This window comes from Jiella marina (assembly GCF_024359545.1).
In the GTDB taxonomy this organism is placed as follows: Bacteria; Pseudomonadota; Alphaproteobacteria; order Rhizobiales; family Rhizobiaceae; genus Jiella.
Genome location: NZ_JAKQZG010000006.1, coordinates 285292 through 306678 on the forward strand (window position 1 = coordinate 285292; position 21387 = coordinate 306678).

Genomic DNA, 21387 nt, shown 5'->3' on the forward strand with positions numbered 1-21387 from the left:
CACCGCAGAGAACTTGAAGGCTGATATACGCCCCTTTGGTCCGGGTATCAAGCCATCGCGAGACCCTTCGCCGACAATCCTCCGGTCGCGGGGGTCGACCCGCCGCCCAAAGTCGATGTTACAGGCCTCGCCCCTTGGAAGACGATGCTCGACCAGAAGGTCCGGCGGCGCTCTATGCTATTTGCAGTGACGGGATTGCAGACAGTGCAAGAAGAAGTCTTGCGCCATATGCCGCCAACCGGACTTCAAATTCGTTCGCAATGCATAATAACGCGTTCGTGATCTCATCAGAGTGCGGTCCGCCCCTGCATTTCATCTTGCCATTTCGTGCCTACAGTGGAATCATCCTGACGGGGCTTAGATATGGCATTGCTAGATGTTACTTCAGTTTCCAGGTCGTCTGGACCTCGTCCGCGAGTGTCTCGGCCATGCCGCTCTATGCCCGTCGCTCTGGCCCTCGCTGCTGTCAGCAATCGAGGACGTCCTACCGGGCGTTGAAGCGCGGTTGGAATGCGTCGATCGGGACGTCGCTCGGCGGAGCTTTCACGCCCATCGCGCCCTTTCCGTGGCCAATCGCCGAGAGCCCCTGTTTGGCGTCGGCGACTGGCTGATCGAACGCCATGTCGGCCTGACGCCGGGAACGCTCTTCCGCATCGGCGAGTGGGATTGCCTGGCTCCCCATGACTGGGACGCGCCCGGCGATGTCGCGGGGACCGGTCTCGTGCTTCACGACTGCGCGCAGCAGGTCTGGCTTCTGACGATCACCGTGTCACGACAGGAGCGGAGCCGCTTTCTGCCTGCTGTGGTCACGCTGCTCCAGAAGATGTCGGACGAGCTCGTCAACGCGTTCGTCGTTTCGCACACGCTCGGATCGCCCGACCAGCCGCACCAATCCGTGATCGAGACGGCCTGGGACGAGGTCAACACCCCGGTCATGCTGCTCGGACATGATCTCTCGATCGTCGCCATGAACATGGAAGCCGACGACCTGTCCCGCACGGCGCGGTATTTCGCCCCGAGCGCTGGCCGGACCCATCTTTCGGCCGCACTTATCGACGACGAGACCCGGCTCGAAGCCGCCGTGGCGCGGATCGTTCATGCCGGCCTGACCTCGACGAAGGTCACGCTTCGCGGCAAGGGACGATCCGACTCGCTATCCATTCGCCTGCGGGCTGCCGGATCGCCGGACTGGCGGCGGCAGTTTGCCCCGGAGGTGGAAGTGGCCCCTGCGGTGCTGGCCCTCTTCGACGCCGTCGCCTGAGGCGCCAGCCCTCCAGGCACGGCGGCGAAACGACGAGATCGCCGCAGCCCATTGCCGTCCGGTGCCGCGAGGCCTTGCAAGAAGACCTATCGGCCGCCGGCGCGACTCCGCCGAAGAGGGTTCGGTCTATTGCCGGCTCAGCCGACTGCCTCGAGAATCGCAACTGCACGGGCGATCTCGTCAGCGTTGATAGTATGGCCGGGCTCCGGATAGAACTTCACCGAAACCTCCGCGCCGCGATCGACAAGATGGCGCTCGGTCTCCATCACCCGGAGAGCGGGGATGAAGGGGTCCGCCTGGCTGCAGCCCATGAAGACCTTCGTTCCGGCAAGACTTTCCGTCTCCGGCCGCTGGCTCGCGTCCGGGCCGATCAGCCCGCCGCTGAAGCCGAGAACCGCAGCAACGCTGCCGGCATTCCTGGCGAGATATTCGAGAGACAGACACGCGCCCTGCGAGAAGCCGGCAAGCACCAGCCGATCGCTGAAAAAACCGCTTTGCCTGAGTGCGGCGAGGATATCGTCGATGCGCTGCAGCGCTCGGGTCAGATATGGTTCGTTGGATTCCAGCGGCTCGGTGAAACGCGCCGGATACCAGCTTCCGCCGGGAGCCTGAGGCGCCACGTAGAAGACCCGGTCGAGATCGAAGGCGTCGGCAAGCCCGATGATGTCTTCGGCGGACGCGCCACGACCATGGATGCAGACCACGGCCAGACGAGCCTCGTCAGGCGGAGACCCGGCGGCGATGAGCTCCTGGCCTGTCAGAGCTGCGGGAAGCGCGATTTCGGTCATCTCGGTCTCCGTCAGGCAAGCGGTTTGAGATTGGATTCGATAACGGCCCGCTTCGGCTCAAGGAAGGGTGGCAGCGACAGGCTCTCACCAAGACTCTCGAGCGGCTCGTCGACTGCAAAACCCGGACCGTCCGTGGCGATCTCGAAGAGGATTCCGTTCGGCTCGCGGAAATAGAGCGAGCGGAAATAGTATCGTTCCACCTCGCCGCTCGACGGCACGCGGTACTCGCGGACTCGCTCAGCCCAGGCCGAAAGCGTCTCGGTATTCTCGGTCCGGAACGCCACGTGATGAACGCCGCCGGCGCCCTGACCAGCGCGGGGCAGATGTGGCTCCACTGCGACATGGACTTCCGCAGCAGGTCTCCCCTCACCCATCGCAAAGACATGAACCGTCGATCCGGCTTCCTCGTAGCTGCGGACCTTTTTCATGTTCATCAACACGGTGAGCACGGCCTCGGTCGGCCCCAGATCCGGAACGGACAGGACAATCGGCCCGAGCCCGCGGATCTGATGCTCCGGCGGCACCGTGCTGCCGTCCCAGGGATTGGCCTCGCCCTGGCCGCCGTCGTCCACCAGTCGCAAGCGCTGGCCTTCCGCATCCTGGAAATCGAGGCTCGCCCGCCCGTCCAGCACACGGATTTCGGCCGCGTCAACACCGGCTTCCAGAAGCCGTTTCCGCCAGAATTCCAGGCTCTTCTGGCCGCTCACCCGCAGTCCGGTGGCGACGATCGCATTGGTACCGCGCCGTTCGCGGGGCGCCGGCCAGTCGAAAAAGGTGATGTCGGTACCCGGCGTCGCCAGGCCGTCGGCGTAGAAGAGATGGTAGGCCGAGGTGTCGTCCTGGTTGACGGTCTTCTTGACCAGCCTGAGCCCGAGGACCTTCGTATAGAAGGCAAGATTGCCCGGAGCGTCGGCGGTGATCGCCGTCAGATGATGGATGCCTGCAAGAGAAAGGCTCATGGTTTTCTCCGTCAATTCCTTGCCCGCCAACATATGCGAGCCGGCTTGCGGGCGGCAGAGGGCGTAGCGTGACGAATCGTCATCAAATCATGAACGGCCGTTCGCCATATACGAACTCTCGACACACACGGATGGCTCAGGAAGACGTCGGCGCCCTGCCGATCGGCAAGGATGATCGGCCCTTCGGCATCCTCGCCCTGTCCGGTCCGGTGCGATTGAACTCCCTCCGGGCGGTCCAGGCGCTGATGGGGATTGGCGAGCCCACCGCGGCGCCCCGGGAGGACTGATGCTATCGAGGCGGCACCATCGCCTGATGTTGGCGCCGCTCCGCTTCCGCCATAGCTTCCCTCCAACGTGTGTCGCCGCATCGGCGGCTCGGACGGCAGGGCGAGGATCGGACGGCAATGGACCCGATCGGCAGACTGAGGCAGTCCCGGATCTATTCCTCCGGCCTGGTGGCGCGGCGGGAAGCCATTCCGACGCGGCCCGACAGGCTGGAGGAAAAGGCGCTCCGCGCTCTTGGCGCAGAAGCCCAAGCCTATCTCGGCGGCGGTGCAGGACTCGAAACCACGATGGCGGCAAACCGCACCGCCTTCGATCGCCGCAAGCTGATTCCGCGCATGGGCCGCGATGTCAGGCACCGCGATCTCTCCGTCGATATTCTGGGGCGAAGACTTCCGCTTCCCTTGCTGCTCGCCCCGATCGGCGTTCTCGACATGGCGCATCGCGACGCCGACCTCGCCGCGGCCCGCGCGGCGGCCAAGGCCGGCGTTCCCTTCATCACCTCCAGTCAGGCGTGCTCGCCGCTCGAGGACATCGCCACCGCCATGGGCGACGCGCCCCGCTGGTTCCAACTCTACTGGTCAATGCACGACCAGGTCGCCGAGAGTTTCGTCAAGCGCGCGGAGCAGGCCGGATACGAAGCGATCGTGCTCACCCTCGACACGACGCAGCTCGGCTGGCGGCCGCGCGACCTCGACCTCGGCTATCTGCCCTTCCTGCGCGGTCGCGGCATCGCCAACTATCTGAGCGACGAAGCCTTTGTCGCGGTCGTGGACGAGAATACTTCGTCCATCAAGCCGGGTCGGCCGGGCCTCGGCGCGCTCCGATCCCTCGCCGAGATGCTGACCACCCGCCGACGCGGCGTGGCGAAAGGACGGCCGATCGGTGATCTCGCCGAAGCGATCCGCCGTTTCGTCGCGATCTATTCGCGCCCCCCGGACCTCACCTTCGCCGATCTCGAGCGCCTGAAGAGCTGGACGCGACTGCCCATCCTCGTGAAAGGCATCCTGCATCCTGACGACGCGAAGCTCGCTCTTCAGCATGGCGCTTCCGGCATCATCGTCTCCAACCATGGCGGACGCCAGGTAGACGGCGCGATCGCAGCTCTCGATGCGCTGCCAGGAATCGTCGAGGCCGTCGAAGGCCACGTGCCGGTGCTCTTCGACAGCGGAATCCGGACGGGCTCGGACATCGTCAAGGCGCTGTGCCTCGGCGCCTCGGCCGTGCTCCTGGGTCGCCCCTATGTCTGGGGTCTTGCACTCGACGGGCAGGCCGGCGTTGCTGCCGTCATCGACAATCTGGCGGCCGAACTCGATCTGACGCTGGCGTTTTGCGGACACCGCAGCTTGAGCGAACTCGGCCGGCACTGTCTCGCCGAGGGTCTCTGAGATCCCCAAAGTGGCACCAAAGACGTGGTTCCGCAAACGCTTGGTCGACCAAACATTCCATGCCCGCAAGCCGTCTCGCGCGCGAGACACCTCACCCTATCTGGACGGGCATGACGGACATACCCAAAGAGCACACGATCGATGCCACCCTCGCCCTTTACCGCGAGGGGTATGACTTCATCGGAACGCGATGCGCACGCTTCGGCAGCGACATCTTCGAGACCCGGCTCCTCGGCAAGAAGGCCTATTGCATGCTCGGCGCGGAGGCGGCCGAGATGTTCTATGCGCCGGGCCGGATGACCCGTCGGGGCGCCCTGCCCACCTCGACGCTGCGGCTCCTTCAGGACGAAGGCAGTGTCGCGACGCTCGACGACGCCGAGCACCGTCATCGCAAGGCGATGTTCCTCCACCTGCTCACGCCCGAGAAAGCCGATGAAATCGCCACGCGCGCCGCCCATGAATTGCGGCGCACGGCCGTGAACTGGGAGCTCAGACGCCGCGTCCGCCTGCATGACGAGTTCCGGACCATCCTTGGACGAACGGTCATTCGCTGGGCGGGCCTCGACCTCGCGCGCAGCGAACGGGAACGGCTGATCGGCGAACTCGCCGCGATGATCGAGGAATCGGGAACGATCGGCCCCGCCAACTGGGTCGCCCGCGGGCGACGGCGGAAGGCCGAGCAGATCGTGCGCCGGCAGGTGGACCAGACCCGTCTCGGCTTCATCCATCCACCCCGGGACTGCGCGCTTGCCACGGTCGCCTGGCACCGGGACGCGCACGGCCATCTGCTGACGCCGGAGGTCTGCGCGGTGGAACTCCTCAATATTCTGAGGCCAGTGGTCGCGATCGCACGCTTCATGGTGTTTGCCGTCGACGCGCTGGCGAACCATGTCGAAGACGGTTCACGCCTTGCCGAAGACGAGGATTTCGCCCGCAGCTTCATTCAGGAAGTGCGGCGGTATTATCCCTTCTTTCCCTTTCTCGGCGGCATCGCCCGCCAGCCGTTTTCATGGCGCGGGCGTGAATTCGCCGCCGGTGATTTCTTTCTGCTCGACCTTTACGGCACCAATCGCGATCCGCGGCTCTACGCCCAGCCGGACGAATTCCTGCCCGAGCGCTTCCTCGACCGCTGTCCGACGGCTTTCGACCTGATCCCGCAGGGCGGCGGCGACCATGAAGTGAACCATCGCTGCCCCGGCGAATGGGTGACGATCGCGGTCCTCGTCGCGCTGCTGCAGACCTTCGTGCGGGACGCGCGCTTCCAGCTCGTCATGGATGACGCGATCGACCGCTCCGAACTGCCCGCAAGCCCGAAGCGCGGGCTCCTCGCCCAGGCGGCCGTCCGGCACTGATCGCGAACCGCCGCGCACTTGTTGCATCGTTCAGACAATCCCTGCCGCCACGATGGACGACGACAAACCGCGCACGGATGGCGTCGGTGCCCTTCGAGAAAAAACCGACGGGAACTTCACAAGCAAATTTCGAGGTGAGCTTGAACCCGGTGACTCGAACAGCGAAATTGATCTGATGGAAATGCTCGTGGTGCCCAGGGGCGGAATCGAACCACCGACACTGCGATTTTCAGTCGCATGCTCTACCAACTGAGCTACCTGGGCCCGGCTGCGAAGCGGTCTGAATGGCCCCGAACGGGTCCGCCGCTGCAGCGAGTGGCGGCCTTATAGAAAAGCTTCCTCTCGCTGTCCAGCGCCGATATCGGCCTTTTCGCAAAGACTTCGTCACGGCCCCGAAGCGGCGGGCCGGACCGAGGCCCCGCGCCGGCCTCGAAAGCACCCGGGGTCGTCCTCATCGTTGGTCCGAGACCCGAAAGGCAGCGCGGCCGAACAAAACGATCGCTCGCGATAGAGAAAGCCCGCCCGGCCCCTACATCCGGCTGATCGGGACATGCAGTACCGCGCTTCGTCTTCCGCCGGCGCCGGACTGCTGCCCTTCGCTCGCGCTTCTTGAGGTCGAGATGTATTCCAAGCCAGCCTTTCTCTTCGATCTGGACGGGACGCTGGTCGACAGCGTCTACCAGCACGTCCTGTCCTGGAAGGACGCCCTCGATCAGGAGGGCATCGCCCTTTCGGTCTGGCGCATCCATCGCAAGATCGGGATGAGCGGCGGATTGTTCACGAATCAGCTGCTGCGCGAAATCGGCGAGGAGATCACCGAGGAGCGCCGCGAGCGGCTGCGCAAGCTGCATGCCGAGGCCTATCGCCAGTATTCGGACAGCGTGCTGCCGCTGCCTGGCGCGAAGGAACTGCTCAAGACATTGAGCGCGGAGTCCATTCCCTGGGCGATCGCCACCAGCGGCCGCATGGAGACTGCGGAGCAGAATCTCGCCCGGCTCGACATCGAGGCCTCCGGCGTCCCGATCATCACACGCGACGATGTCGAGTTCGCCAAGCCCGAGCCGGACCTGTTCGTCGCCGCGGCCGAGCGTCTCGGCGTGGCGACGAACAACTCCCTGGTGATCGGCGATTCGATCTGGGACATGCTCGCGGCCCAGCGCTGCCGTGCGCTGGGCGTCGGGCTCCTCTCCGGCGGCTACGGCGCGGAGGAATTGCAGCGCGCGGGTGCGTTCCGCGTCTACGAAGATCCCGCCGACATGCTCAACCACATCGACGAGGTCGGCGGGCGCCGCAGGAACGCCTGATTGCCAGCCGGTTCTTCGCCGTCCTTCAGATTTCAGGCGACGCCGAGCCGCAACAGATCGTGCAGGTGGACGATGCCGACCGGCCGGCCTTCGCGCAGGACCATCAGCGCGGTGATGTTCAAGGCGTTGATCGTCTCCAGCGCGGCGACGGCGAGCGTATCCGGCTTGATGGTCTTGGGGTCGGCGGTCATAACCTGGTCAACCGTCCGCGACAGGAGGGCGGGATCGAGATGGCGACGCAGGTCACCGTCTGTGATGATGCCCTTCAGGCGGCCATCCTCGCCGACGACGCCGACACAGCCGAAGCCCTTGCGCGATATGGTGATGATCGCTTCCGACATCAGCGTGCCGGAGGCCACGAGCGGGATCGCCTCGCCGGTATGCATGAAGTCGCCGACATGCTTCAGGCTCGCACCGAGCTGACCGCCCGGATGGAAGACGTGGAAATCGTCGGGGCTGAAGCCGCGGCGTTCCAGAAGCGCCACGGCGAGCGCGTCGCCGATCACCAATTGCATGGTGGAGGACGATGTCGGGGCGAGACCAAGCGGGCACGCCTCGGTCACCCGCGGCAGCACGAGGCAGACATCCGCTTCGCGCGCGAGCGTGGATTCCGGACGCGAGGTCAAAGCGATGAGCGGAATGCGAAAGCGGCGCGAATAGGCGACGATGCCCTGGAGTTCGGCGGTCTCGCCGGACCATGATAGGGCGAGGATCGCGTCGTCCTTTCCGATCATGCCCAGATCGCCATGGTTCGCCTCGGCCGAATGAACGAAGAAGGAGGGCGTGCCGGTGGATGCGAAAGTCGCCGCGATCTTCGTGCCGATGTGCCCGCTCTTACCGACGCCGGTGACGATCAGCCGGCCTTCGATCCCGGCGATCAAGTCGAGGGCGCGCTCGAAGCTCGCGATCATGTCCGTCTTCAGGGCGGCGGCAAGCGCCTTCAGCGCATCGATCTCCGTCTCGATGGTCCGCAGGGCGGAAACGGAAGCCGACGCGGGTGTTTCGGACATGATCGGAGCAACTCGAATGGGCGTCATCACTGGTTCTCGTTCTTCTTGGTGTTCCGGCGCAGCCGTGCCGGAGGATCACAAGACGGCCGGCATCGCGACATCCGCGGAATTCACGTCGGCCGGCTATGACAATCGCGAAGGACGACTCGATCGACGCCTTTCCGCTCGGTGCGGCCTATCGGCGCGAAACATGGCCTCAAGGGGACAAGGCGCCCGATTCCGGTTTCGCGCAACCATGAGCGCATAGTTTCTGATGCCGGACGTGACGAATCTGCAACAATCTCCTTCCATGGGACGCATGCAATCGTCTCGGACCGAGATTTTCGTCGGTTCGACCGGCGAACGAGCAGGAAGCGGGCAGTGCGCAAATGAAAGGTCAGGCCAAGCGAGGACGAATTGCCGGGCTGAGCTTCGCCTCGATGGTGGCACTGGCGGCGCTGGCCAGCCGCGCCCCTGCTCAGGATCTCGATACGCGCGAGCTTCGCAACAATGCGGCAGCGTCGGAACGCCTGCGCCAGGCCAAGCCTGACGCCTCCCTGATCGAGGCGCTGGGCGCCATGTCGAATGCCGAGATCGTCGCCCCCGACAAGAACAGACCGGCGCGTCCGGATCTGCGCCAGGTTGCCGATCCCCGGCTCGAGGACGAATTCGCCGAGCGCGAGGCCGAAGACAACCCACCTCCCGAACCCCAGCGCAGCTTCAATCTTTTCGACAGGAACGAGACCAATCCCGCTACGCCGGCCGTCGGCTCCACTTCCACCAAGCGCGCCAAACCGCAACGGTCGGTGAATGCGACAGAGGATCGTGATCTTCTGGAAACCGGAGGAACGAAGCGCCGGGAAGACCTGCCCAAGCCGGCCAATCCGCCGCTCGCGGCCGGCATCGCAGACGAGGCGCTGGCCGCCGATTCCAGCCTGCGACGCAACCAGGCCAACGAGGCGATCGACCGGATCAAGCGGCTCAACCGCACCGAGGACGACCCGTTTGCGCCGGTGGGAATCCGGGTCGGGCGGTTCCTGTTCTATCCCGAACTGATCCAGACCGCTGGCGTCACCAACAATATCGGCTCGGACGCGCTGTCCGAAAACGGCTTCTTCACCGAGACGACCCTGTCGTCGCGGCTCCTGTCCGACTGGTCGCGGCACGAGGCCGAATTCAACAGCCGCTTCACCTACCGCCGCAACTTCGCCGGCGAAACACGCAACGATCCGAGCGGCGGCGCCGATGGGCGGCTGCGGCTCGACCTCTCCCGCACGACCACCGCAACGTTCCGCGGCGCGCTCGACTACCAGCGCGAGGACTATTCCGACGTGGTCAACACGATCGCCCTGTCCGGGAAGGCCCATGTGCTCGACGGTTCGCTCGCGGCCGAACTGTCCCATGACTTCAATCCCGTCACCGTCTCGGGGACGCTGACGGCGGCGCGCAAGGCCTATTTCGACCTGCCCAATGGCAGTGTCGACGAGGACTACACCACGCTGACGGCAAGCCTCAGAACCGGTTACGAGATTTCTCCCCGGCTGAAACCGTTCGTGTCGGCCAGTCTCGGTCGGCGTATTCACGACGTCGATGTGCCGCCCTCCTCGAGCGAGCCTGGGCGGAACTCGTGGCTGCCAGCGATCCGCGGCGGCGTCAGCCTCGACATGAACGAAAAGCTCGTCGGCGAGATCGCGCTGGGCTACGCCTGGAACATGCCGGACGACGACGGCGTCGCCACAACCGGCGCCCCGACGCTCGATGCAAGCCTCGTCTGGTCAGCCCAGCGCGGCACCGACGTGACCCTGGCCGCGCGCACGAGCTTCGCGCCGGAACTGACCGGCCAATCGGTCACGACGAACTACGAGACCTCGCTGGGTGTCGCCCACGATCTCACGGCCCGTACCACGCTGACGGCGGTGGGAAAGCTCGGCTACGAGAATTCGAGCCTGCCGGATGAGGACATTCTGCTTCTGACGGGAGAGGCGGGCTTCACCACCTGGATCAACCGCTCCCTCGCCGTCACCGGAAGCTACAATCATCGCCGGGCCTTCGCGATCGACCCGACCGACCGCTACACCGCCGACACGGTGCAGCTTGGTCTGAAATACCAGCGTTAGAAGGCAAAGCCGCCGCCTGACCGGTCAGCCGCCATTGGCAGGCTTCACGGTCTTCATCAGCTTTTCCATGTTGCCGACGACCTTGTCGCGAATGTCCGGCCGGTAGAGGGCGAAGGCCACATTGGCTTCGATGAAGCCTTCCTTGGAGCCGCAGTCGAAAGTCCGGCCCGTGAACGGATAGGCCGCGAAGGGCTGCTCGTCGGCAAGCTTCAGCATGCCGTCGGTCAGCTGGATCTCGTTGCCGGCGCCCTTTTCCTGGGTGGCCAGGATGTCGAAGATCTCCGGCTGCAGAATGTATCGCCCCGAAATCGAATAGTTCGACGGGGCGTCGGCGGGTTTCGGCTTTTCCACCATGCCCGTGATGGTAAAGCCGTTGCCGACCTCTTCGCCTTTTCCGACGATGCCGTATTTCTCGGTCTCGTTCGGATCACATTCCTCGACCGAGATCACGTTGCCGCCGGTCTTTTCGTAGAGCGCGACCATTTCGGCCAGACAGCCCTTCTCGGCCTGCATGATCATGTCCGGCAGGAGAACGGCGAAAGGCTCGTTGCCGACGAGGTCGCGGGCGCACCAGATGGCGTGGCCAAGGCCGAGCGGCGCCTGCTGGCGGGTGAAGCTGGCCGTGCCCGGCGCCGGCTGAAGCGCGTCGAGGAGGGCGAGTTGCTCGGTCTTGCCACGTTCTGCGAGTGTGTTGGACAGTTCGACCTGAATGTCGAAATAGTCTTCGATCACGCCCTTGTTGCGTCCGGTCACGAAGATCAGATGGTCGATCCCGGCCTCGATGGCCTCGTCGACCACGTACTGGATGACCGGCCGGTCGACCACCGTCAGCATCTCCTTGGGGATCGACTTCGTCGCCGGCAAGAACCGTGTCCCGAGGCCTGCGACGGGGAATACGGCTTTGCGGACCTTCTTCATCGAACGGATCTCCTAATAACTGACGATTTGGCTCGACGTGGATCGAGTGCGGCGCAAGCGGTAGCACGAATCTAGGCCGATGGTTTCCTGACTGCGACACATAGTAAAGGGGCGGCAGAAGTCTTGGCCTGCGGCACCCCGGACGTTCTCCCCGTCGAATCTCGGGCGGAGCGATGGCCTCGCGGGGCCGGCAGGCACGCCGGCCGAGCGCAAAGAACATGGTTATCGAAACGTTAATGAGTCTGCTGCAGAATCGCCTTCCTTCTGTTCCAGAATGGGAACATTCGAGATGGATGACATGCGACAGCCAAGGACGATGATGACTCTGACACGTCTCGCCGCCACCAGCCTTCTGGCTTTCTCAGCGCTGATGGCCGGATTTCAACCTGCCAAAGCGGACGCCACATTCGACCGGTGCGTCCAGAATCTGGAGAGTGCTGCCGCAAACAGCGGCGTGCGTCGCGACATCTTTCGTGCCAGCTTCGCGGGCGTGAACGGCCCTGATCGAGACGTTCTCGAAAAGGCCAAATACCAGCCGGAATTCCGCGACCAGGTCTGGGACTATCTGGACAATCGCGTGAACGACGAGCAGGTCGCCAAAGGCCAGGCGCTGCGTGCGCGCTACGACAGCTGGCTCGACCGGATCGAACGGCAGTTCGGCGTCGATCGCGACATCCTGCTCGCCATCTGGTCGATGGAATCGAATTACGGCGCGACACTGGAGCGCCAGGACGTCATGAAGAGCCTGCCTCAGGCGCTCGCCACGCTGGCCTGTTACGACAAGCGTCGTGCGAAATTCGCGCGCCAGCAGCTCGTCGCCGCCTTGAAGATCGTCCAGGCCGGGCACGTCGCGCCGCGCGATCTGACGAGCTCCTGGGCCGGGGCCATGGGCCACACCCAGTTCATTCCCACGAGCTATCTCGCCTATGCCGCAGACATGGATGGCGACGGCCATGCCAATATCTGGAAGTCGGTGCCCGATGCGCTCGCGACGGCCGCGAACCTTCTGCGCAAGAATGGCTGGCAGTCCGGCCGCACCTGGGGCTACGAGGTGATCGTACCCGCCCAGTATCGCGGCAAGCTCGAGCGCGACAACAAGACGATCGGCCAATGGGCCAATCTCGGCTTCCGCCGGGCCAACGGGCGGCCGTTCCCGGATGGCGGCGAGCGCGCCAATCTCGTGCGTCCGGCCGGCGACAACGGCCCCGCCTTCCTGATGACCAAGAACTTCTTCGTCCTCAAACGCTACAACAACGCCGACAAATACGCCCTCGCCGTCGGTCTGCTTGGCGACCGGATCGGCGGTTATGACGGTCTGCGGGTCGACTGGCCCCGCGGCTACAAGCCGCTCAGTTCCGACGAGCGCTACGAATTGCAGCGCCATCTCAGCCGTTACGGCCTTTATGACGGCAAGATCGATGGTAAGATCGGTTCGGGATCGAAAGCCGCCATCATGGCGTTGCAGGAAAGAGCCGGCCTGCCCAAGGATGGCAACGCTTCGAAAGCGCTTCTCGACTTCCTGCGAAATCGTTAGGGTACAGCGGTCGAAACGGGAGGGCGGCGGCGTGCCACAAGCAGTCGTCGCTCGCCCGCACTGTCTCAGGGCGGGAGCGGGACGACCGGCCGGCATCTGAGACAAGGGGACAGCCGCCAATATGACCCGCAACTGGACAAAGGAGAGAGGGCCGACCGCTTCCCGGCTTCTGGGCGTCCGCGGCCTTGGGGCGATGCTTCTTGCGCTCGCCCTTCTCCTCACCTCGCTTCCTCTCGCCAGCACTCCGGCCGAGGCGCAGCAGCGGCCGCGAACGATCCTGGACATGTTGTTCGGCAACGGGATCGAACGCCGCCGTACGCCGCAGCGGATCGAGCGACGCGTCATCCGCCGCGAACCGGCCGCGCGCGAGCGCCCGCGCCGTGCCAGCCCCTCGCGTTCCCGCAAGCGCGCGCCCGCCGCGCCGGCGCCCGCACCCGTCGAGACCGCGAAATCCGACGACGCCAAGACGGTGCTCGTGGTCGGAGACTTCATGGCGAAATCCCTCGCCGACGGTCTGCGCGAAGCCTATGAAGACAATGAGATGGTCAAGATCGAGGCGTCGACCAGCGGCTCCTCCGGTCTCGTCCGACAGGACCATTACGACTGGAGCGAGGAACTCGGGCCTATCATCGCGGAGGAAGAACCGGCCGTCGTGGTGATGATGATCGGCTCGAACGATCGCCAGCCGATGGATACGGCATCCGGCACGCTGAAGCTGGGAACCGGCGAGTGGAACAGCGAATACGAACGCCGGGTCAACGAGATCGCCTCGATCGTTAAGGGAAAGAACGTTCCATTGGTCTGGGTCGGAGCGCCGTCGTTCAAGTTCGATCGGATGAGTGAAGACATGGTCTTCTTCAACGATCTGTACCGCCGGGCTGCGACGCAGGTTTCGGGTGAATTCGTCGATATCTGGGAGGGGTTCGTCGACGAGAACGGCGCCTTCGTCTATCGCGGTCCGAGCGTCGACGGCCAGACGGTGCAGCTGCGCAATTCCGACGGCATCACCATGACCAATGCCGGCGATGCCAAGCTCGCCTTCTTCACCAAGAAGGTGGTCGATCGGTTCCTTGGCGGAGCAGGCGGCACACGGCTGAGCTCGGAGCAACTGCCGAGCATGCAACTGCCCTCGCTCAGCAACGCGGCGAGCGCCCTGCGTTCCCCCGCCATCGCCCTTGATGACCCTTCGCTCGATGGCGGCGAGACGCTTCTCGGCGGCGGCTCGACGGTCGGCTTCGCCCTGGAGCGCTCGCCGCGCGACAAGCTGGTTCTGGGCGGGCGCGGCACAGGCCATGTCGACGGCCGGGCCGACGATTTCGGCTGGAACGACAAGGCCGAAGCCGTCACGACGGAGGGTTCCGTGGCCTATAGCGGCTCGCTCAACCTCAATGCGGTGCGGGCCGAGCGGGGAATCAAGCCGCCGGAGGAAATGCCCTCGATCCTCGACGCGATCGTCGAAGACTGGACGAAGGAAAACGAAGCGGCGCAAGGCGGTGATACCGACTGACGGACTTTCGCTTTCCCGGGAACGCCCCGCTCTCCCTTCCCTATTTCTTTGCCGGCGAATGATATTGTCGAAAGACCGGTTCCCGGTTCACCGGACCGTGCTCACGGGCCATACTCCACGATAGCCCTACCCGGACAGGTGCCCCTTCAGCGGATTGGCTCGTGAACGGTTACGAGTTTCGTGCCATCGGGGAATGTCGCTTCGACCTGCACGTCGTGGATCATCTCGGCGACGCCCTCCATCACCTGATCGCGCGTGATCACGCGCGCGCCTGCCTCCATCAGATCAGCGACGCTCGTCCCGTCGCGCGCCCCCTCGACCACGAAATCGGTGATCAGTGCGATCGCCTCGGGATGGTTCAGCTTGACACCGCGCTCCAGACGTCGGCGCGCCACGATCGCCGCCATGGAAACGAGGAGCTTGTCCTTCTCGCGGGGGGTGAGCTGCATGCATGTCTCCTTGCGACCATCACGATGCACGTGGTTCGAACCTGATCCCCGGCTCGCCTGGGAGGTCGCTCGTCGAGCCTCAGGTCCACAGCCACACGCTTGAACACATTGGCGAGCCCGAAACCCGGTCCCGAGGTAACCACGCGACTTCGGAGCGGACCCGCTACAGGGACCATAGCCGGGGGACCGCGTCCTCCGCCAGTGCCGCAATGGCGGGAAGCAGTCGGCGGCGGAGTTCGAAACCCGAGCGGGCAGCCAGACGCAGGGCAATGATGCCGTCGAACAGGCTGACGCCCCCACTTTCGCCGACGATCTCGCGGAGCTTCGGCAACAGGATGTCCGGCAGGGGCACCCGCGCCACGAGCGTGGCGAAGGCTCGCGCTCCCGCCAGGCAGGCGGCCGCGGCCGCTTCGTCGGCGATCGCACCGTCGAGCCGGGTTTCTTCCGCGAAGACGAGACGGTCACCGCAACGAATGCGCCAACGATCCCTGAATCGCCCGGCCGCGATCCTCTCGCCCATCATCTCGCGACCGAGAATGACCGGCTCGCAGATGACGAAGCGGGCATCCGACGCCGCCTCGACATCGAGACGACGCGAGACCCGTGCGCCATCGAACAGGATCGTCTCCTGCGGCAGCCAGGCGAGAAATGCATCGTCGGCGACAGCGATCCGCGTCGCCACTTCGGCCTCGCCTGCATTCGCCCGGTAGATGCGCTCGCATGCCTGGGAGGTCAGAACCAGCCGGCCCTCTGGCCCGACCGCGAAGTTCTGCGTCAGCCTGTCGCCGCCGGTGAGCCCACCCGCCGTATTGATGACGACGGCCTCGGTGGTCGGACCAAGGCTGCGGGGGAAGCGCAGCTTCAGACAGCCCGCCTGATGAAGATCGGCCAGCCTCGTGCGCCCGGAGCGCATCGTCACCGCGAGTTCGAGCCGCCCCTCGGCGCGCTGCAGTCGCGGCGCTTGCCGCGTGAGGCATTCCGCTGCTTCGCTCAAGATCTGCCTTCCCCGAATTGGAAACGGGTGATCGCCCCGTCGTGCCGGCGCAAGCATGCGACACCCCCGCCCGAAATGCGAGAGCGCCTCATGGCCAAGAGGTGCCGACGCGAAGTAGGCTCGACACCCGGCTCATGAAACAATCCGTGAGTCGTCATGACCGCCCCATGCGCGGTCACGCCCGATCGACTATGAAACAGGGGACACATCCACGAATCGCCTGTGCTCCCCATGACCGACCGCCCGACATTCGATGACTTCCTGCGCCTGCGGGCCTCTGACGTCCGCCTTGCGCGTCTCACCCATGATGTGGCCATGCCGCGTTCACGCGGGCTCGAATTCGTCAATGGGGAGGCTCCCCTCCCTTTGCCGCAAGGCCTCGATGTCGTGCCGGTCGATCTCGCGTCGCGCAGCAGGCGCGAAGCAGCGACAGAGGAAGCCCCCGCCGCCCTGCGGTGGTCAGGCCGCGGTTCCTTGTCGCAGAACTCGCCGGAGGACGCGGCTTACGACTTTGCCATTGCCGCTCATGTGGCGCACCGGGTTCCCGACCTCCTCGGCTGGTTTCAGGAGATCTTCGCGGTCCTGCGGGTGGGCGGGGTGCTCAACCTCGCCCTTCCGGACAAGCGTTTCACCGGCGACATGCGCCGCAGCGTTTCGAGCCTGGGGGAACTGGTCGAGTCCGATTTCCTGGCCCCGACGCATCCCAGCCCGCGGCAGGCCTTTGACCACAGCCATCATTCAATCACGCTGCAGCCCCGCCAGATCTGGAGCGGGGACACCACTTCAGCGACGAACCATCGGCGCGGCGGCGCAGATGCCCTGTCGCTCGCCATTGCCCGCGAGAAGGCCCGCCGCGCCAGCGACGGCGCGAATGATCACAACTGCCATTGCTGGGTCTTCACCCCGTTTTCCTTCCTCGATCTTTTGGAAGGAGTGTCGCGGCTACGCCTGTTTCCCTTCGTCATCAGCCAGTTCGCGGCCACAGAGCCCGGCGGAGCGACGTTTTTCGTCTGCCTGCGGCGCGACTCCGAAACGGATCCGGATCGGCTGGAGAGGATCCAGATCGATGCGATCGCCTATGTCCGCTCCATCGCCGAGGAGCGACATCGCATGGCGAAAATCTTCGCCTGCGAGTGATCGATGAGGTTGCCTTCCGTCCGGCGGGATCGTTTCGCACCTTCCGGACGCTTTCGCCGACAGGTTTCTTCGGTCTAAGGAAGAATCATGAAACTCATCACCACGACAGCGGCCCTCGCCGAAACCTGCCGCGATTTTGCCCGATCCGATTTCGTCACCGTCGACACGGAATTCATCCGCGAGACAACCTTCTGGCCGGAACTGTGTCTCATTCAGATGGCGTCTCCCGACGAAGGCGTCATCATCGATCCGCTGGCACCCGAAATCGACCTTTCGCCGCTCTTCGCCCTGATGGGCGACCGTTCCGTCCTGAAGGTGTTCCATGCGGCGCGCCAGGATATCGAGATCCTATACAAGCTGGCGGGAAGCGTGCCCGAACCGCTCTTTGACACGCAAATCGCGGCGATGGTCTGCGGCTTCGGTGAGTCCATCGCCTATGATCAGCTCGTCGCCCGGCTGACCGATGCAAGGATCGACAAGACCTCGCGTTTCACCGACTGGCGCCGCCGACCGCTCAGCGAGAAGCAGCTGGCCTATGCGCTCGCCGACGTCACCCATCTGCGCGATGTCTACAGGGCGCTTTGCGAACGCATCGAGGAAGCCGGACGCCACAGCTGGCTCGACGAGGAGATGGCTCTCCTCGCCGATCCGACGACCTACGATCTGCATCCGGAGGATGCCTGGAAGCGCTTGAAGTTGAGGGTCCGCAAGCCTATCGAACTGCAGGTGATGAAGGAGGTGGCGGCCTGGCGCGAGCGTGAGGCCCGCGAGCACGACAAGCCGAGGGGCCGCGTCCTCAAGGACGATTCGATCTATGAGATCGCCCAGCAACAGCCCCGGGACGAGCAGGCCCTGGGGCGGCTTCGCTCGGTTTCGAAGGGTTTCGAGCGCAGTGGCGCCGGCCGGGCCGTTCTGGCGGCGGTCCAGCGCGCGCTGGCCGTGCCGAAATCCGAACTGCCACCGGTTCCCCGGGCGCAGCCCCTGCCCGAGGGCACCGTGCCCGCGGTGGAGTTCCTGAAGGTTCTTCTGAAGATCGTCGTCGAGGAACAGGGGGTCGCCGCCAAGCTGATCGCCTCGAGCTCAGATCTTGAACAACTCGCCTGGAAAGGCGAGGAGGCCAACGTCCCGGCCCTGTCGGGATGGCGACACGAGATCTTCGGAGCGCGCGCACTCGAGATTCTTTCCGGCGAGGCCGGGCTCGTCTATCGCAACAGGCGCGTCGAGATTATGCCGCTTTCATAAGCGCGGCGGCGGGCGATCTGCTCGCAAACTTGGCGAATGCGCTTCCTGCCTCTCGAACATTCACATTTTGCGATGCAAGACGCCAAAATGTGAACGCATTGGCGCTTGATCCTGGCACGGTCTTCTTGGAAACCTCCATAGAGATGCGGAGCAATGAGATTTGGTCTCATCTTGCTCGATCACAGTGGTTTCGCTCTCCGCAAAATTGCCGTAAAGCTGGCGTTACGGAATGTGTGCAGTGCATGATAATGGCGAAACATCTACCGAGTATGCCGGGTTTGCCACGGATGACATTGTGGCAGTCCGGCACCAGTCCGCGAGGGATCGACAGCCGGCGATAGGGGCCGCCGGCTTTTTTGGGCGACACGGAGCCCGGAATTGAATTATCGCGGCATTAAGGATACCGGCTTTGGGCGTCTGTCTGGTCGAGGTTTCGATTTTCGCGGGGGAGCTTTGCGAAATATGACAACCAAGCGCATCCTGTTTGTCGGCGCACCGTTCGGCCAGTTTTTCGGAGAACTGGCGCGGACGCTCGAGAGCCAGGGTGCCGAAGTCTACCGGATCGTGCTGGAAGGCGGAGACTGGATCGAGACACCGGCGCGCAACCGGATCACGCTCGATCGATCTGTCAGCTGGGCGCGTTTCCTGCGGCACGTGATCAAGTCACGCGGCATTCAGACGATCATCACCTACAACGACACCCTGCCGCGGAACCGGATCGCGCTGGCCATCGCCAAGCGCCTCAATCTCACGCGTCTGGTTCTCGAAAACGGGTATCTGCGGCCTCACCATGTGACGCTGGCCCTCAACGGCGTGAACGGCAACAGCGAACTTAGCCGCGATGCCGAGACCGTTCGTGAAGCGGCGGATCGCTCGCGCAAGGAATGCCGTCGGTTTCCCGTGCACATGCGCCCGCATGTCATGAATACCATCCGCCATTTCGCCTGGAGCACGATCCTCAAGCCCGTTCTGCCCTACAATTCGAGCTATTATGGCGATTCGGTCGCAAAGCAGGGCTTGGGCTACATTCGCGAATATGCCTGGCGGATGACCCATGACGAGTCTTCCCAGCTCGCGGAAGTCGATGCCCACAAGGCCAAGCCCGGCTCCCGGCTGTTTCTCGTGCTCATGCAGAAGCCGGGCGATGGGCAGATCCGCTATCACTCCCCGTTCAAGACCAATATCCGCTTCCTCGAAGAGGTTCTGAGGTCGTTTGCGGCCCATGCGCCGGACGACGCCTTTCTGGTCGTCAAGCAGCATCCGCTGGACTATGGCGTCGAGCGCCTGTCCGGCGTGTTCGAGCGACTTTCGAAGGAACTCGGTCTTGCCGGGCGCGCGGTCTACATGCGCAAGACCGGCATTGCGGGACTGATGGAAAAGACGGATTGCCTGGTGACGATCAATTCGACCGGCGGTCTGCAGGGCGTGATGGGCGGCGTCGCGGTCAAATGTCTGGGCAATGCCGTCTATGATGTCCCCGGCCTGACCTTCCAGGGAAGCCTGGCGGAGTTCTGGTCGAGCGATGAACGGCCCGATCCGGTGATGGTGCGGGGATACCGGAACTATCTTCTGGAGACCTGCCAGTTGAATGGCGGCTTCCATACCGCCGAGGCACTGGGCATTCTGCTGCCGCAAATGGCGGAGCGAATCCTCTCGCTCACGCCGGCGAGCCGCGCAGTGGAGACGGAAGCCGCGCGCCGCGAGAAGAGCCCGGACGTCTACTGGGCTTCCGAGGCCCTCGTCCCCGCCGAATGACGGTCGGCGCGCAGGGGTCTTGCTACAGACTGGTGCCCATGTGGTGGCGGCCGCGCTTTGTCGCGGCTGCTTCCAACGGAGCCAGACACCGGCTCTGAGACGGTCTCATCCCGACACTGCGAAAAATTTTGCGGAGCAGCAAAGCGACACGACTGCGACACCGCCTCCATGGCTCTTGGAACATGGGCGGATCTGGTGCTTTCCTACTTCGAACGATTGGAGGCCCCATATGCCCGACCCCAAGGACGCGAAGAAGGACGAAACCGGGAAACCCGGTGTCGTCGGCAATGCCATCGAGCGCACGGACAACGGCTTTGCCGGAAAGCCGGATGACGAGCGGCTGATCGGCGAGGATGTTCCGCTCGAGGAACAGGACGCCGAAGAGGAAGAGGACCGACCTTGAGAACGGCAGCCCGGAACGCCGCCCCGGCCTTCCGGTCCCGGTCCTGACGCATCAAGACAAGGTCACCCTTTCATGCTGAAGAATGTTCCGCCGCTGATCACGCCCGACCTCCTCGAAATCCTCGCCGCCATGGGACATGGTGACGAACTGGTGTTGGCTGACCGCAATTTCCCCGCCACTTCCGTGGCCGCGCACACGGTGAGCGGCAAGCTGGTCCAACTCCGTGGCGTCGATACGACAGCGGCGGCGACCGCGATTTTGAAGCTTCTGCCACTCGACAGTTTCGTCGAAGCCCCGGTGGTTCGCATGGCTCCCGTCGGAGAATCCCATGTCGATTTCGAGGTCCATCAGGACATGCAGCGCACGGTCAACGCCGCCGAGGGGCGCGCCATCGCGATCGAAGCGCTGGAGCGCTTCGATTTTTACGAGGCGGCGAAGAACGCCTTTGCTGTGGTCGCGACCGGGGAAGACCGCCCCTATGGCTGTTTCATCCTCAAGAAGGGCGTGATCTTCGACTGAGGTAAGGCCGAGGTGGCCCGCCCGACGTGGCCGCCTGCACTCTGATTCCTGCGGGCCCGCATGCATTTCTCCGGTTCGCGCCGGGTCCCTGGAGAAGCCGAGCTGACCGCGTGGCGCTCTCAAGCGGCCGTGGTCGCAGCGCCCGGCCATGCTTGCACAACCGGTTCTTCTGGCCGACTGTCCACCACACGACGCAGAGGGTGTCGGCCTCGTCTTGATTTCGCCCTTGTCGACCTCTTTCTGGCGCACGAGCCGGGGCTCTTTGCACGAAGGATGGATTGATTGATGTCGGTTGGGGTTATGGAGAGTTCGGTCGAGTTGACGCATCTGGAGCGTCTGGAGGCGGAGTCGATCCACATCATGCGGGAGGTTGCGGCGGAGTTCCGCAATCCGGTGATGCTGTATTCGATCGGCAAGGATTCCTCGGTGATGCTGCATCTGGCGAAGAAGGCGTTCCATCCTTCGCCGCCGCCCTTCCCGCTTCTGCAC

20 protein-coding genes and 1 tRNA gene are annotated in these 21387 nt (G+C 64.2%); 14 read left to right on the top strand and 7 right to left on the bottom strand.

The features are described 5' to 3' along the window. Nucleotides 1–376 precede the first annotated feature (376 nt). Nucleotides 377–1261, top strand: a complete 885-nt coding sequence (locus MF134_RS13150) for a hypothetical protein (RefSeq protein WP_255339917.1) — start codon at nucleotides 377–379, stop codon at nucleotides 1259–1261. 137 nt (nucleotides 1262–1398) lie between these two features. Here the strand turns inward: MF134_RS13150 and MF134_RS13155 are convergent, their stop codons facing one another. Beyond that, complete coding sequence (locus MF134_RS13155; protein ID WP_255339918.1) at nucleotides 1399–2049, bottom strand: alpha/beta hydrolase; 651 nt, start codon at nucleotides 2047–2049, stop codon at nucleotides 1399–1401. Nucleotides 2050–2060: 11 nt separating this feature from the next. Beyond that, on the bottom strand, nucleotides 2061–3008 hold the full coding sequence (locus MF134_RS13160; protein ID WP_255339919.1) for a ring-cleaving dioxygenase: 948 nt from the start codon (nucleotides 3006–3008) through the stop codon (nucleotides 2061–2063). Nucleotides 3009–3139: 131 nt separating this feature from the next. Between MF134_RS13160 and MF134_RS13165 the strand changes: the two genes are divergently transcribed. The 3 genes from MF134_RS13165 (at nucleotide 3140) to MF134_RS13175 (ending at nucleotide 6030) form a co-directional block, all read left to right on the top strand. After that, a complete protein-coding gene (locus tag MF134_RS13165; RefSeq protein WP_255339920.1) occupies nucleotides 3140–3295 on the top strand; it encodes a hypothetical protein in 156 nt (51 codons plus the stop codon). A gap of 117 nt (nucleotides 3296–3412) precedes the next feature. Further along, complete coding sequence (locus MF134_RS13170; protein WP_255339921.1) at nucleotides 3413–4678, top strand: alpha-hydroxy-acid oxidizing protein; 1266 nt, start codon at nucleotides 3413–3415, stop codon at nucleotides 4676–4678. A 110-nt stretch (nucleotides 4679–4788) separates the two neighbouring features. Further along, entirely contained in the window at nucleotides 4789–6030 is a 1242-nt protein-coding gene (locus MF134_RS13175; RefSeq protein WP_255339922.1) for a cytochrome P450, read from the top strand. A gap of 188 nt (nucleotides 6031–6218) precedes the next feature. Here MF134_RS13175 and MF134_RS13180 read toward each other — a convergent pair. Continuing rightward, nucleotides 6219–6294, bottom strand: a tRNA-Phe gene (locus MF134_RS13180). 356 nt (nucleotides 6295–6650) lie between these two features. Between MF134_RS13180 and MF134_RS13185 the strand changes: the two genes are divergently transcribed. Continuing rightward, complete coding sequence (locus MF134_RS13185; RefSeq protein ID WP_255339923.1) at nucleotides 6651–7334, top strand: HAD family hydrolase; 684 nt, start codon at nucleotides 6651–6653, stop codon at nucleotides 7332–7334. 32 nt (nucleotides 7335–7366) lie between these two features. On the opposite strand, the gene MF134_RS13190 is transcribed toward MF134_RS13185, so the two are convergent. Further along, nucleotides 7367–8344, bottom strand: coding sequence for a KpsF/GutQ family sugar-phosphate isomerase (locus MF134_RS13190; protein WP_255339924.1), 978 nt, complete (start codon nucleotides 8342–8344; stop codon nucleotides 7367–7369). A gap of 368 nt (nucleotides 8345–8712) precedes the next feature. Between MF134_RS13190 and MF134_RS13195 the strand changes: the two genes are divergently transcribed. Next, a complete protein-coding gene (locus MF134_RS13195; protein ID WP_255339925.1) occupies nucleotides 8713–10440 on the top strand; it encodes an outer membrane beta-barrel protein in 1728 nt (575 codons plus the stop codon). A gap of 24 nt (nucleotides 10441–10464) precedes the next feature. Here MF134_RS13195 and galU read toward each other — a convergent pair whose 3' ends face one another. Beyond that, a complete protein-coding gene (gene galU, locus MF134_RS13200) occupies nucleotides 10465–11358 on the bottom strand; it encodes a UTP--glucose-1-phosphate uridylyltransferase GalU (protein ID WP_304363748.1) in 894 nt (297 codons plus the stop codon). Nucleotides 11359–11677: 319 nt separating this feature from the next. Between galU and MF134_RS13205 the strand changes: the two genes are divergently transcribed. Together MF134_RS13205 and MF134_RS13210 are read left to right on the top strand one after the other, a co-directional pair. Beyond that, nucleotides 11678–12892 carry a lytic murein transglycosylase gene (locus tag MF134_RS13205; protein ID WP_457589988.1) on the top strand — a complete coding sequence of 405 codons (1215 nt, stop codon included), beginning with the start codon at nucleotides 11678–11680 and terminating at the stop codon, nucleotides 12890–12892. Nucleotides 12893–13013: 121 nt separating this feature from the next. Then, nucleotides 13014–14399: an SGNH/GDSL hydrolase family protein gene (locus tag MF134_RS13210; protein ID WP_255339927.1), complete on the top strand. Its 1386-nt coding sequence runs from the start codon at nucleotides 13014–13016 to the stop codon at nucleotides 14397–14399. Between the two features lie 146 nt (nucleotides 14400–14545). On the opposite strand, the gene MF134_RS13215 is transcribed toward MF134_RS13210, so the two are convergent. Both MF134_RS13215 and MF134_RS13220 read right to left on the bottom strand, forming a co-directional pair. Beyond that, nucleotides 14546–14848 (bottom strand): urease subunit gamma, encoded by a 303-nt coding sequence (locus tag MF134_RS13215; RefSeq protein WP_255339928.1) that lies wholly within the window; start codon nucleotides 14846–14848, stop codon nucleotides 14546–14548. Nucleotides 14849–15011: 163 nt separating this feature from the next. After that, nucleotides 15012–15761, bottom strand: a complete 750-nt coding sequence (locus MF134_RS13220) for an urease accessory protein UreD (RefSeq protein WP_255339950.1) — start codon at nucleotides 15759–15761, stop codon at nucleotides 15012–15014. A gap of 312 nt (nucleotides 15762–16073) precedes the next feature. Here MF134_RS13220 and MF134_RS13225 point away from each other — a divergent pair, with 312 nt between their 5' ends. The 6 genes from MF134_RS13225 to MF134_RS13250 all read left to right on the top strand — a co-directional run. Beyond that, on the top strand, nucleotides 16074–16979 hold the full coding sequence (locus MF134_RS13225) for a methyltransferase domain-containing protein (RefSeq protein WP_255339929.1): 906 nt from the start codon (nucleotides 16074–16076) through the stop codon (nucleotides 16977–16979). 87 nt (nucleotides 16980–17066) lie between these two features. Continuing rightward, nucleotides 17067–18221, top strand: coding sequence for a ribonuclease D (rnd, locus tag MF134_RS13230; protein WP_255339930.1), 1155 nt, complete (start codon nucleotides 17067–17069; stop codon nucleotides 18219–18221). Nucleotides 18222–18683: 462 nt separating this feature from the next. After that, nucleotides 18684–19976 carry a capsular biosynthesis protein gene (locus tag MF134_RS13235; protein WP_255339931.1) on the top strand — a complete coding sequence of 431 codons (1293 nt, stop codon included), beginning with the start codon at nucleotides 18684–18686 and terminating at the stop codon, nucleotides 19974–19976. Nucleotides 19977–20205: 229 nt separating this feature from the next. Next, nucleotides 20206–20379: a hypothetical protein gene (locus MF134_RS13240; RefSeq protein WP_255339932.1), complete on the top strand. Its 174-nt coding sequence runs from the start codon at nucleotides 20206–20208 to the stop codon at nucleotides 20377–20379. A 72-nt stretch (nucleotides 20380–20451) separates the two neighbouring features. Continuing rightward, nucleotides 20452–20898 (top strand): RbsD/FucU family protein, encoded by a 447-nt coding sequence (locus tag MF134_RS13245; protein WP_255339933.1) that lies wholly within the window; start codon nucleotides 20452–20454, stop codon nucleotides 20896–20898. A 285-nt stretch (nucleotides 20899–21183) separates the two neighbouring features. Continuing rightward, nucleotides 21184–21387, top strand: a 204-nt coding sequence (locus tag MF134_RS13250; protein WP_255339934.1) for a phosphoadenosine phosphosulfate reductase domain-containing protein, incomplete at its 3' end; no start/stop codon positions are given.